The organism is Janthinobacterium sp. Bl 1 (assembly GCF_058215535.1).
Window position 1 is genome coordinate 5,386,106 of sequence record NZ_CM177086.1, and the last position, 12,642, is coordinate 5,398,747.

Sequence of the window (12,642 nt, forward strand, 5' to 3'; positions counted from 1 at the left end):
CCTCATCAACCACACGGAGGACAATATGGACAAAACAGCATTGGTACTGGGCGCCACAGGCGGCATCGGCGGCGAGATGGTGCGCCAGCTCCTGGCGACGGGCTGGCAGGTGCGTGCCTTGACGCGGGGAACAACACCATCGCCACGCGGCGACGGCATTGAATGGCTGCGCGGCGACGCGCTATCGCGCGCGGACGTGCTGGCGGCCGCCAAAGGCTGCGCCGTCATCGTGCACGCCGTCAACCCGCCCGGTTACCGCAACTGGGGCCAGCTGGTGCTGCCCATGCTCGACAACACGATTTCTGCGGCGATTGCCGAAAACGCCACCATCGTGCTGCCGGGCACCGTGTACAACTTCGGCCCCGACGCCTTTCCCGTGCTGGCGGAAGACGCGCCGCAACGCCCGCAGACGCGCAAGGGCGCCATCCGTGTGGAACTGGAAGCGCGGCTGGAATGGGCCGCCACGCAGGGCGCCAGGGTCATCATCGTGCGCGCGGGCGACTTCTTCGGCCCCCGCGCCGGCAATAACTGGTTTTCGCAGGGTTTGGTGAAACCGGGCCAGGGGGTGCGCAGCGTGCTGTATCCGGGCCTGCCCGGCATCGGCCACCAGTGGTCCTACCTGCCCGACGTGGCGCGCACGATGCTGCAATTGCTGGCCATGCGCGCCACCTTGCCCGCATTCTCCCGCTTTAACATGGCCGGCCACTGGGACCACGACGGCCGGCAAATGACGGGGGCGATTGCGCGCGTGGTGGAACAAGCGACGGGAGCTGCACCCGCCATCGGGCGTTTCCCGTGGTGGCTGGTGGCGCTGGCGTCGCCGTTCGTGCCGACCCTGCGTGAAATGCGCGAGATGCGCTATCTGTGGCAAACTCCTTTGTGCATGGAGAATGCGCGGCTGCTGGCGGTGCTGGGCCGGGAGCCGCATACGCCGCTCGACGAGGCGGTGCGGGCGACACTGGAAGGCCTGGGCAATCTGCAAAAGGTCGCGGGCAAAAAAAACGCGCCGGGATTGCCGGCGCGCTAATTGCAGGTACTGCGGCACAGATTATTTCTGTGCCAGTACCCATTTGACCAGGGTGTGGGCTTCAGCATCGCTCACTTGCGGGTTCGCTGGCATCGGGATCGCGCCCCAGGTGCCGGAACCGCCCTTCATGACTTTCGCCACGAGCTTGTTTTCAGCGTCTTTCTGGCCAGCGTACTTGGCAGCCACGTCCTTGAACGCAGGGCCCACCAGTTTCGTGCTCACCGCATGGCAAGCCATGCAGTTTTTTGCTTTCGCCAGATCCGGATTGGCCAACGCTGCTTGCGATGCCAGAGCCGATACGGTCAATACACTCACCAACATAAAACGTTTCATTGTCTTTTCTCCAAAGTTACTTCCTGCGGCATTCTACTGTGTTTCCGCAGATGCACCACGAGCCCAGATCAAGCGTTTCAATGTAGTAACGCAGTGTAGTAGCGATTAGGCATTCATATTCTGCCCCATCTGCGCGTCCATGACCATGTTGTTTGTAAGGCGATGTAACGACAAGCGGCCCCGCGCAGTAGATCGGGGCCGCTTGTCTTACCTGCGCAACAGATCAGCGCTTCTTCAACTGCGACAGGTCGCGCACGGCGCCCCGGTCGGCCGACGTCGTCAGCGCCGCATACGCCTGCAGCGCCTGCGAGACATAGCGGTCGCGGTTGACGGGCAGCCAGGCCGCGTCGCCCTTCGCTTCCATGGCGGCGCGGCGCGCGGCCAGTTCGGCATCCGTCACGCGCAGGTTGATGGTGCGCTCGGGGATGTCGATATCGATGAAGTCGCCCTCTTCCACCAGACCGATGGCGCCGCCTTCGGCCGCTTCCGGCGAAGCGTGGCCAATCACCAGGCCCGAGGAACCGCCCGAGAAGCGCCCGTCCGTGAACAGCGCGCACGCCTTGCCCAGGCCCTTCGACTTGATGTACGAGGTCGGGTACAGCATTTCCTGCATGCCGGGGCCGCCTTTCGGGCCTTCGTAGCGGATGATCACGACGTCGCCTTCATGCACGGTGTCTTCCAGGATGGCAGCGACGGCCGCATCCTGGCTTTCGAACACGCGCGCCTTGCCCGAGAATTTCAAGATACTTTCGTCGACGCCTGCCGTCTTGACGATGCAGCCCTTTTCGGCCAGGTTGCCATACAAGACGGCCAGGCCGCCATCCTGCGAATAGGCGTGGGCCTTGTCGCGGATGCAGCCCGTGCTGCGGTCCGTGTCGACTGCCGCAAAACGCTCCGACTGCGAGAACGCGGTCTGCGTTGGCACGCCGCCCGGCGCGGCGCGGAACAGTTCATGCACGGCAGGATCGTCCGTGCACTTGATGTCGTTTTGCGCGATGGCGTCGGCCAGGGTCGGCGCGTGGATCGTCGGCAGAGTCGTGTTGAGCAGGCCGGCGCGCGCCAGTTCGCCCAGGATGCCCACGATACCGCCCGCGCGGTGCACGTCTTCGATATGGTATTTGTCCGTCATCGGCGCGACCTTGCACAGGCACGGCACCTTGCGCGAGATGCGGTCGATGTCGGCCATCGTGAATTCCACTTCCGCCTCGTGCGCGGCGGCCAGCAAGTGCAGCACGGTGTTGGTCGAGCCGCCCATGGAGACGTCGAGCGCCATGGCGTTTTCAAACGCGGCCTTGGTGGCGATCGAGCGTGGCAGCACCGAATAATCGTCCTGCTCGTAGTGGCGCTTGGCCAGTTCGACGATCAAACGGCCCGCGCGCAGGAACAGCTGCTGGCGGTCCGAGTGCGTGGCCAGAATCGTGCCGTTGCCGGGCAGGGCCAGGCCCAGCGCCTCGGTCAGACAGTTCATCGAATTGGCTGTAAACATGCCGGAGCAGGAACCGCAGGTCGGACAGGCCGAGCGTTCGATTTCCGCCACGTCGGCGTCGGACACGGTGCTATCGCCCGCCTTGATCATGGCGTCGACCAGGTCCAGCTTGATGATCTTCTGGCTGCCGTTAACAACCTTGACGACCTTGCCCGCTTCCATCGGCCCGCCCGAGATGAAGACGACGGGGATATTGATGCGCATGGCGGCCATCAGCATGCCCGGCGTGATCTTGTCGCAGTTCGAGATGCAGACCATCGCGTCGGCGCAGTGGGCATTGACCATGTATTCGACGGAGTCGGCGATCAGGTCGCGCGACGGCAGCGAATACAGCATGCCGCCATGGCCCATGGCGATGCCGTCATCGACGGCGATGGTATTGAATTCCTTGGCCACGCCGCCGGCCGCTTCGATTTCGCGCGCCACCATCTGTCCCAGGTCTTTCAAATGCACGTGACCGGGCACGAACTGGGTGAACGAGTTGACGACGGCGATGATCGGCTTGTCGAAGTCGCCGTCCTTCATGCCGGTGGCGCGCCACAGGGCGCGGGCGCCAGCCATGTTGCGGCCGTGGGTGGTGGTGCGGGAGCGGTATTGCGGCATGATGGGGACCTTCCGAAAAGTGATTGGTGCCTGACTGTGCGGATCTGCAGTAAAACCCTGCATGCAGTGGGGGTACGCCAGATTGCCTTGCGCACGCCCCACTGTCAAATATATGATGCACGCGTCTGTGAGTCGTTTTACATATCACAGCAATCAATCCGCATGGAAACACATATGAACCTGGAACTGCGCCAGCTGCGCTACTTTGTCACCGTCGCCGAAGAATTGCACTTCGGCCGCGCCGCCGCGCGCCTGCACATGACGCAACCGCCCCTGTCGCAAACCATCATGGCGCTGGAAGAATTGCTGGGCGCGCCGCTGTTCGTGCGCACGCGGCGCGAGGTGCAGCTGACGCCGGCCGGCACGGCCCTGCTGCCCGAAGCGCGCCGGCTGCTGGCGCAGGCGCAGGATTTGCCCGCGCTGGTACGGCGGGCCGCACAGGGCGAGGCGGGACGGCTGAGCCTGGCCTTCGTCTCGTCGGCCGACTACAGCGTGCTGCCGCCATTGCTGCGCGCGTACCAGGCGGCCTATCCGCAAGTGCACATCCAGCTACAGGAAGCCACCTCGGACCTGCAGCTCGACGAACTGCTGGCCGGGCGCACGGATGCGGGCCTGTTGATCCCCCCGCTACCCGAGAAGGCAAAAGGGGAACTCGATTACCTGCCCGTGCTGGCCGAACCGCTGGTACTGGCCGCGCCGTCCGGCCTCGGCATATTGAATACGCCGGGCCCCGTGCGCCTGTGCGACGTGCCGCCCCTGCCCTTGATCGTTTTCCCGCGCGCCATTTCTCCCGCCCTGCACGACGCCATTCTTGGCGTCTTCCGCGCGGCCGGCATCACGCCGCAGATCGGCCAGGAAGCGATCCAGATGCAAACCATCGTCAGCCTCGTCTCGGCTGGCATGGGCATCGCGCTTGTGCCACAATCGGTATCGAATCTGATGCGCCCGGGCGTAGAATACAGGCCGCTGCAGGACGCCACGCCGCTGGTGGAAACAGGCCTGGCCTGGCGCCGCGACAATCCGTCCGCCGTGCTGCAAGGTTTTTTGGCGCTGCTGCGCAAGCAGATCGGCGCAGCCGCCGATTAAAATTAAGTGGCCGCTAAGACAAAAAACGGCCAGCGCCCCCATACTACGCAACCTTGGCTTTAAACAAAGAAAGAAACCCCATGCTGATACACCCGATGCCCGACCCGATAGCCATCCAGATCGGCCCGCTCGCCGTGCACTGGTACGGTCTGATGTATGTGCTGGCCTTTGCCCTGTTCATTATCCTGGGCAGAGTGCGCATCAAGCAGCCGCACATCGCCGTGCTGGGCTGGAAGAAGGAAGACCTCGATGACATGCTGTTCTACGGCATGCTGGGCGTGGTAATCGGCGGGCGCCTGGGCGAAGTGCTGTTCTACCGTCCCGAATATTTCATGCACAACCCGCTTGAGATCTTCATGGTCTGGCATGGCGGCATGTCCTTCCATGGCGGCTTCCTCGGCGTCATCCTGGCCATGTATCTGTGGGGCCGCAAGGCGGGCCGCAACCTGTTCGACGTGCTCGACTTCATCGCCCCGCTGGTGCCACTCGGCTATGCGGCCGGCCGTCTGGGTAACTTCATCAATGCCGAACTGCCGGGCCGCATCGCGCCGGAAACCCTGCCGTGGGCCATGCAGTGGCCAGGCATTCCGTATCCCGTGCACCCGTCGCCGCTCTACCAGATGCTGGTCGACGGCATCCTGGTCTTCATCATCCTGTGGCTGTTTGCGCGCAAGCAGCGTCCGCGCATGGCCGTGGGCGCCATGTTTACCCTGCTGTACGGCTGCGCGCGCTTCTTCACCGAATACTTCCGCACGCCGGACTGGGAAGTCGTGTGGCTGGGCGTGCCGATCACGTCGGGCCAGATGCTGTCCCTGCCGATGATCGTCGGCGCCATCGCGCTGCTGGTGTGGGCGTATAAAAGCCAGGTAATGGGCACCCCTCCCACCAAGGCGCGTCCGGCAAACACGTAAAACCACTGTCCCCCGGTGGCGCGCCAGGCAGGCGCGCCACTTTCCCTCCGCCTCCTTCCGGCAACATTTCCCTCAACGCAATTAAATTTTCTCGTGGAATAGACTTGCCGTTGACATCTCGGTATCATCGTTTTCACGACGCCACCGGGGAGTGCCTTGCCATGCCGCCTGCAGGGCGAAAGCTGACATGCTCGATTGCGCTGGCCACCTGCTATGTGTTGGCCCAGCTGGCCTTGATGGCCTGGGCAGGCACGCGCGCCCCGTACGTCAGCTATGCATTCAGTATTGTCTCGCCCCTGCTGGCGCTGGCCGCCTGTTGCCGCTGCGCCTACGTCAGCGCGGCAGGCGCCGCCAGGACAGGCTGGGCCCTGTTCGCCGTGGCCATGCTGTTCTGGAGCACGGGCATGATATTGTCGGCCTGGCAGGATCTGAGCGGACAAGTGGCCTCCGACGCCACGTATTTTTCCGATTTCGCCTATTTCATGTATGGCGCGCCCCTGCTGCTGGCCATCTCGTCCGTAACGCACAACCATCCCTCGCGCACCTTGCAATGGCTCGATGCCGTGCAGGTGCTGCTGGCGGCCTACCTGGCTTATACGGTCATCTTTTCCGTGTCGCCATTCGACCAGCGCTCGATCGCGCCGATTCCCGCCAGCCTGCTGGTGCTGACCTACAACGTGGAAAACCTGGTACTGGCCTGCTGCGCTTCGCTGCGCCTGCTGGCGCACCGCCGCGATGGCGGGCAAGGCCGCTTTTACCTGTTCCTGACGGTGTTTTTGTGGTGCTATGCGGGCTGCGCAGCCACATATAACTATCTGACCCTGCATGGCGTGACGCAAGCATGGAGCGAAGTGCTGCCGAGCCTGCCATTCCTGCTGCTGGTGTTGCTGGCCACGCGCGTCACGGCGGCGCAGTCCGCAGCCGAAAGTACGCAGGCGCAGCAAGCCCCGCAAAAGCTGACCCTGCTGATCGACAATTTCAGTCCCATCTTCTTTACGGCCGCCTTGCTGGGCTTGGGCTTTGCCGTCATGCGCGCGCATTTCTACCTGGCGGCGGCGTCGCTGTTCCTCGCGCTGCTGGTCCACGCGCTGCGCTCGGCCACTTTGCAAAGCCGCTACATGCAAAGCGAACTGGCCTTGCGCGCCGCGCATGACAAGCTGGAAAAGCTGTCGCTGACGGATGGCTTGACGGGCATCGCCAACCGGCGCTGCTTCGACCAGACATTACAGCTGGAGTGGCAGCGCACCGCGCGCAACCATCAAGGGCTGGCCCTGTTGATCATCGATATCGATTTCTTCAAGAGCCTCAACGATACCTTCGGCCACCCGTATGGCGACGCCTGCCTGGTGCGGATCGCGGCCGCCCTGCACTCGGCGCTGCCGCGCGCCAGCGACCTGGCGGCCCGCTTCGGCGGCGAGGAGTTTGCCGCCATCCTGCCCGCCACCGATGGCGACGGCGCGCTGGCCGTGGCGCACAAGATGCAGGAAGCGATCGCCGCGGCCGCCATCGTCCACGCGCCGTCGCGCGGCGGCCTGGTAACGGCCAGCATCGGCCTGGCCTTGAGCGACGCAGGACAGACGCCGGAACAATTGCTGGCCGCCGCCGACCAGGCCCTGTACCGGGCCAAGCAGAATGGCCGCAACCGGGTCGAAGCCTAGCCTTTCAGCTTATTGGTAATCACTTTCCATTGCGCCGGCGTCACGGGCGTGATCGACAGCCGGCTGCCTTTCTTGAGCAGCAGCATGTCTTCCAGTTCCGGCATCTGGCGCATCTCGGACAGGGGCAGCAGCGCCGTCTTCTTTACGCCGCGCACGTCGACGCTGATCCAGCGCGGCTGCTCCGGCGTGGCCTTGGCATCGAAATATTTGCCACCCTCTTCAAACTGGCTGTGATCGGGATAGGCGCCGCTGGCCACTTCGGCCACGCCGGCCACGCCCGGCTGCGGGCAGCTCGAGTGATAGAACAGCACGCCATCGCCAGGCCGCATGCCATCACGCATGAAGTTGCGCGCCTGGTAGTTGCGCACGCCGAACCACGGCATGGTGTGTTTAGGCGCGGCCATCAGGTCGTCGATGCTCACTTCATCGGGTTCGGATTTCATCAGCCAGTATTGTTTCATGCAGACTCCGTATCAAAGCGACAGGCGTAAAAAAACGGTTGCGCATCAATGCTGCAACCGTTTTCAGTTGTACTACCAAGTTACTGCGAATTGGGCCCCGCCTGTGCCGCTATGCCGGCATCCCGAACCAAACGGTTCAAGGTGGTCACGTTAGTTCAATTTCGGGTTCGTCGAACGAGCGACGCTCACTCCCATCAAACAAAATTCGCAACCGATGCGCATAAATGGTTCAAGGAATATATGGCAATCGCGAACACCGCAGGGTAGACCCAAGTTTACTCCTTTGATCGCGCATCGCAAAGACAAATCGTCGCGTGCACGCTTAAAAAAGGTTTTCCTGGGGCGTCAGAGCGCTATCCAATACCGTGTGCATGGCCGAGATTTTCTGCTTCACTTCCAGGATCGTCAATTCCGACAGCGGACCTTGCGGCGACTTCACGGAGAGGAACTCCGCAGCCACGCCCAGGGCGGCCAGCACGGCGATGCGGTCATTGCCCTTGACCTTGCCCGCGTCGCGGATGGCTTTCATTTTGCTATCGAGATAGATCGCCGCTTCGCGCAGCGCGCGCTCTTCGCCGTCGCGGCACACCATGCTGTAGGACTGGCCCATGATATTGACATCGACACGCGGCATCACGCTTCCTTCTCGTTCTCGGCAATATAGGCGCCCGCTTCCGAAGCGGCTTGCTCCAGGCCGGCTTGCACCAGTTCGGGAATTTTTTCCAGCAACGCTTCGACCCGCTCCTGCGCCTCGCGCATGCGCTGCACGTACAGGGCGTTCTCGGCGGCCAGCGCGGCATTGTCCTTGCGCAGTTGCGCGTTTTCACGGCGCAGCGCATGGGTCATTTCGGCCAGCAGGCCTATTTTGTCGGATAATTCGTTGAATTCGGAAATCATCCCGCCACTATAGGGCGGACGCTCCATGGGCGTCAATCGAATCACGCCGCTGTCACACATATTTACATCAATGCAGGTCAGTTGCCGTGAAATACACGCTTTTTCCGGCGCTTTTCGCCAAGTGCGCGCATCTGTCAGCGCCGTGATGGCAGCGTTTTACTCGTCGACGTAATCGGGTTCGATATCGAGTCCGCCATAGCGGTTTTCACAAGAGCGGCGCGTCAGCGTCTGTTGTCCACCCTTGCCGTCAAGCACCATCGTCAAATCGCGGCAAGTACGGCCGTAGCTGCCAGGTTTGCCGTCCGTCAGCGAGGGCGTCAGGCGCACCGCCAGCGGTACCGCATTGCCCAGTCCCTTGTTGCTCCACTGGCGCGTCTTGCCATCCTCTTCATCTTTCAAAGTGCGCACGGCGGCCGTCAACAGGGCTTGCTTTTCCTTGGCATTCAGCTTGGCGATGGTGACGTCGGACAGGAAAGGCGGATACACGACGGGCGCCGGATCCTTGCCCTGCACATCCCAGCGGCCGCTGCTCTGCGAACAGGTACGGCGGCTCAAGTCCTGCGACTTGTCACCGGCCGTGACGACGAATTTCAGGTCGCGGCAGATGTGCGCCTTCAGGCTGTGTTCCGTCATGCCCGAGTTGCTGAAGTTATACGTGACTTTGACCAGCACGCCGCGGTCGCCGCCGTTGTCCCACACGTGCGCTTCCTGGTCATCGTCGTCCTTGTTCAGATCGTTGAACAGGTCGTTCAGCAGTCTTTCCTTTTCCTGCGGCGTCAAGGCGGCCACGGTGATCTCGTCGACGATGGTGGGCGTTTGCGCGGCGGCATTGCCCAGGCAGGCAAGGCCGAGAACAGTGGCGCCCAGCAGGCGCAGGGCGGGATGGGAAGTGGTCAATGGCATGGTGTGCTTTCTGCTGCAGATAAGGATGTGTGGCGATATTGATATGCAATTACAATCATCTTATCAAAGTCCATAGTAAAACTGTGTTTCCTGTACGTACAGGAACGCCGTTCGCCTGACGGGCATGCTAGAGTCGCGCCTGTTGCTGACGCCCGGGAACGAGGCTTGCGTTTGCGCAAACCCTGCGTAAATGCAGGCTGCGCAGAACGTCTAAGCTTATCTTCCCGGAGAATAAGCCCTTGAATAAGCCCCCTACCGTCCCTATAATTAGCACTCGTTAGTAGAGAGTGCTAACAAACTCTTTCGTAGCAATCCTCAGGACATGATGGTGTCTGCCGGGCAACAGCAGGGAACGCTACGCGGCGGGCGACGCCGCGATGCCACCACTGCCTAGCTGGCACGCACCCGATGACATGGGGTTTGCTTGACCGTTGCGGGCTGCTTTCAACGGCGGTCACTGAAAGCACGCCTGGCGCTGTGCCAGGCATGTATTCATTTAGCAACACCTATCCATTGAACTTTAAGGAGTTTTGTATGAATCTGCGCCCATTGAACGATCGCGTCATCGTCAAACGCCTCGACCAGGAAACCAAAACTGCGTCCGGCCTCATCATTCCTGATGCAGCTGCTGAAAAACCGGATCAAGGCGAAGTCCTTGCCGTAGGCAATGGCAAGATTCTCGACGACGGCAAAGTCCGTCCTCTGGATGTCAAAGTAGGCGACCGCGTCCTGTTCGGCAAATACGCTGGCCAAACCGTCAAAGTTGACGGCGATGAGCTGCTGGTCATGCGCGAAGAAGACATCATGGCGATCGTCGTCAAGTAATTGTTTCCACGTTGTAGACAGATACATCCCGAAACTCAGGAGAATTGAACATGGCAGCTAAAGAAGTAGTATTCGGCGACGCAGCGCGCGCCAAGATGGTCGAAGGCGTCAATATCCTCGCCAACGCAGTCAAAGTCACCTTGGGCCCGAAAGGCCGCAACGTCGTTCTGGAGCGCTCGTTCGGCGCCCCTACCGTCACCAAGGATGGTGTGTCGGTAGCGAAAGAAGTTGAACTCAAAGACAAGCTCATGAACATGGGCGCGCAAATGGTCAAGGAAGTTGCTTCCCGCACCAGCGACAACGCCGGCGACGGCACCACCACCGCAACCGTGCTGGCACAAGCCATCGTGCGCGAAGGCATGAAGTTCGTTGCCGCCGGCATGAACCCGATGGACCTGAAGCGCGGTATCGACAAGGCAGTTGCTGCCACCGTCGAAGAACTGGCGAAAATCGCCCGTCCTTGCACCACGACCAAAGAAATCGCCCAGGTTGGCGCGATCTCGGCGAACTCGGACTACTCGATCGGCGAGCGTATCGCTGAAGCGATGGAAAAAGTCGGCAAAGAAGGCGTCATCACCGTGGAAGACGGCAAGTCGCTGAACGACGAGCTGGACATCGTTGAAGGCATGCAGTTCGACCGCGGCTACCTGTCGCCATACTTCATCAACAACCCAGAGAAACAAGTTGCCGTACTGGACAGCCCATTCGTCCTGCTGTGCGACAAGAAAATCTCGAACATCCGTGACCTGCTGCCGGTACTGGAACAAGTCGCAAAAGCTGGCCGTCCACTGCTGATCATCGCGGAAGACATCGAAGGCGAAGCGCTGGCGACCCTGGTTGTGAACAACATCCGCGGCATCCTGAAAACCTGCGCAGTGAAAGCACCTGGCTTCGGCGACCGCCGCAAAGCCATGCTGGAAGACATCGCTGTCCTGACCGGCGGCCAAGTGATCGCTGAAGAAGTCGGCCTGACCCTGGAAAAAGTGACCCTGGCCGAACTGGGCCAAGCGAAACGCATCGAAGTGGGCAAAGAAAACACCATCGTCATCGATGGCGCCGGCGAAGCTGCCTCGATCGAAGCACGCGTGAAACAAGTGCGTGTACAGATCGAAGAAGCGACCTCGGACTACGACCGTGAAAAACTGCAAGAGCGCGTCGCCAAACTGGCTGGCGGCGTTGCCGTGATCAAGGTTGGCGCAGCCACCGAAGTCGAAATGAAAGAGAAAAAAGCCCGCGTTGAAGATGCACTGCACGCGACCCGCGCTGCCGTGGAAGAAGGCATCGTGCCAGGCGGCGGCGTAGCCCTGCTGCGCGCACGCGCCAACATCACGGTCAAGGGCGACAATCCTGATCAAGACGCTGGTATCAAGATCGTCCTGCGCGCAATGGAAGAGCCACTGCGCATGATCGTGCAAAACGCTGGCGAAGAAGCTTCGGTCGTCGTGGCAGCCGTACTGGCTGGCACGGGCAACTACGGCTACAACGCTGCCAACGGCACGTATGGCGACATGGTTGAAATGGGCGTTCTGGACCCAGCCAAAGTAACCCGTTCGGCGCTGCAAAACGCCGCTTCGATCGCTTCGCTGATGCTGACGACCGACTGCATGGTCTGCGAAATCGCTGACGACAAAGCAGCCGGCGGCATGGGCGGCGGCATGGGTGGTATGGGCGGCATGGGCGGCATGGACGGCATGATGTAATGTCCGGCGTCCCCGCGCGCAGGCGACGGCGCGCAGGGATGCATACGCCGGGCCAGGACAGGCAGACCAAAAGCTGTTATCGCCGGCCCGGCAGCCCCGAAAATCAACAACACCGAAAGGCAACGGAACAACGACTCTGGATGCGGCATACACGTTTCGCAACGCCGATGGCGGCCCCCGCGATTGCCGGCCTGTGCGTTTTGCTTTAGCATGGCCGCCATCGTCGTTCTTTCTCATCCCACCATCATGCCGCCACGCGCCTCTTCTTCCAAAACCACCATCATCGCCGGCATCCTGGCCGGCTTGCTGGCCGCCGGGCTCGGCGCTTTCTACCTGCACCAGCAATCCGCGCCGCATGGTGACCATGCCCCTGCCGCGAGCAGCCAGACGACGGCGCAAGAGCAGAACGCGCGCGCCGTCGATGCCTTGCTGGCTTTGCCGGAAATCAAGGCCTGGTCGGCGCATATCGAAAAGGCCTCGGGCGGCCGCGCGCACGGCGCCGTGATGGAGACGTCGCCCGAGACGCGCCTCGTCGATGGCGTCGCCTGCTATCAGCTGAGCTTTTTCGAAAGCACGCCCGATGCGGCGCACCGCTGGGAAAGTTTCGTCGTCACGCCCGACGGCAAGCGCATCCTCGTCGACGACATCGCCAGCGGCGACCTGATCACCCTGGAACAATGGCGCAAGGACAACGCACCCATGCAGCGCATCGCGCCGCAGTAACGCTCCACGCGGGCGTCCCCGGCGGCGGG

Annotated in this window: 13 protein-coding genes and 1 other RNA gene; 7 read left to right on the forward strand and 7 right to left on the reverse strand. The window is 61.9% G+C overall.

Going from position 1 to position 12,642, the window contains the following annotated elements:
* The first annotated feature begins 25 nt into the window (after positions 1 to 25).
* A complete protein-coding gene (locus AC4BCN_RS24305) occupies positions 26 to 1,027 on the forward strand; it encodes an NAD-dependent epimerase/dehydratase family protein (RefSeq protein WP_490491941.1) in 1,002 nt (333 codons plus the stop codon).
* Positions 1,028 to 1,048: 21 nt separating this feature from the next.
* Here AC4BCN_RS24305 and AC4BCN_RS24310 read toward each other — a convergent pair whose 3' ends face one another.
* Together AC4BCN_RS24310 and ilvD are read right to left on the reverse strand one after the other, a co-directional pair.
* Positions 1,049 to 1,360 (reverse strand): c-type cytochrome, encoded by a 312-nt coding sequence (locus AC4BCN_RS24310; RefSeq protein ID WP_034747381.1) that lies wholly within the window; start codon positions 1,358 to 1,360, stop codon positions 1,049 to 1,051.
* Positions 1,361 to 1,583: 223 nt separating this feature from the next.
* Positions 1,584 to 3,449, reverse strand: a complete 1,866-nt coding sequence (gene ilvD / locus AC4BCN_RS24315) for a dihydroxy-acid dehydratase (RefSeq protein WP_331776913.1) — start codon at positions 3,447 to 3,449, stop codon at positions 1,584 to 1,586.
* 174 nt (positions 3,450 to 3,623) lie between these two features.
* Between ilvD and AC4BCN_RS24320 the strand changes: the two genes are divergently transcribed.
* From AC4BCN_RS24320 to AC4BCN_RS24330, 3 genes are all read left to right on the forward strand, one after another.
* A complete protein-coding gene (locus AC4BCN_RS24320) occupies positions 3,624 to 4,535 on the forward strand; it encodes a LysR substrate-binding domain-containing protein (RefSeq protein WP_490493630.1) in 912 nt (303 codons plus the stop codon).
* An 80-nt stretch (positions 4,536 to 4,615) separates the two neighbouring features.
* Entirely contained in the window at positions 4,616 to 5,446 is an 831-nt protein-coding gene (lgt, locus tag AC4BCN_RS24325) for a prolipoprotein diacylglyceryl transferase (RefSeq protein WP_490491942.1), read from the forward strand.
* A 161-nt stretch (positions 5,447 to 5,607) separates the two neighbouring features.
* Entirely contained in the window at positions 5,608 to 7,104 is a 1,497-nt protein-coding gene (locus AC4BCN_RS24330; RefSeq protein WP_490491943.1) for a GGDEF domain-containing protein, read from the forward strand.
* Here AC4BCN_RS24330 and AC4BCN_RS24335 read toward each other — a convergent pair.
* The 5 genes from AC4BCN_RS24335 to AC4BCN_RS24355 form a co-directional block, all read right to left on the reverse strand.
* Entirely contained in the window at positions 7,101 to 7,565 is a 465-nt protein-coding gene (locus AC4BCN_RS24335) for an EVE domain-containing protein (protein WP_490491944.1), read from the reverse strand. The genes AC4BCN_RS24330 and AC4BCN_RS24335 overlap by 4 nt on opposite strands.
* 90 nt (positions 7,566 to 7,655) lie before the next feature.
* A non-coding RNA gene (gene ssrS / locus AC4BCN_RS24340) (6S RNA) lies at positions 7,656 to 7,833 on the reverse strand.
* Positions 7,834 to 7,887: 54 nt separating this feature from the next.
* Entirely contained in the window at positions 7,888 to 8,199 is a 312-nt protein-coding gene (locus tag AC4BCN_RS24345) for a cell division protein ZapA (RefSeq protein ID WP_034747344.1), read from the reverse strand.
* Complete coding sequence (locus AC4BCN_RS24350; RefSeq protein WP_034747342.1) at positions 8,199 to 8,462, reverse strand: hypothetical protein; 264 nt, start codon at positions 8,460 to 8,462, stop codon at positions 8,199 to 8,201. The genes AC4BCN_RS24345 and AC4BCN_RS24350 overlap by 1 nt, the downstream gene beginning before the upstream one ends.
* Positions 8,463 to 8,618: 156 nt before the next feature.
* The gene (locus AC4BCN_RS24355) at positions 8,619 to 9,365 is read right to left on the reverse strand and encodes a hypothetical protein (RefSeq protein WP_490491945.1); all 747 of its coding nucleotides are present in this window, start codon (positions 9,363 to 9,365) and stop codon (positions 8,619 to 8,621) included.
* A gap of 534 nt (positions 9,366 to 9,899) precedes the next feature.
* Between AC4BCN_RS24355 and groES the strand changes: the two genes are divergently transcribed.
* From groES to AC4BCN_RS24370, 3 genes are all read left to right on the forward strand, one after another.
* The gene (gene groES / locus AC4BCN_RS24360) at positions 9,900 to 10,190 is read left to right on the forward strand and encodes a co-chaperone GroES (protein ID WP_010400979.1); all 291 of its coding nucleotides are present in this window, start codon (positions 9,900 to 9,902) and stop codon (positions 10,188 to 10,190) included.
* A 50-nt stretch (positions 10,191 to 10,240) separates the two neighbouring features.
* Entirely contained in the window at positions 10,241 to 11,890 is a 1,650-nt protein-coding gene (groL, locus tag AC4BCN_RS24365; protein ID WP_128142111.1) for a chaperonin GroEL, read from the forward strand.
* 210 nt (positions 11,891 to 12,100) lie between these two features.
* Positions 12,101 to 12,613, forward strand: coding sequence for a hypothetical protein (locus tag AC4BCN_RS24370; RefSeq protein WP_128142108.1), 513 nt, complete (start codon positions 12,101 to 12,103; stop codon positions 12,611 to 12,613).
* Positions 12,614 to 12,642: the final 29 nt, after the last annotated feature.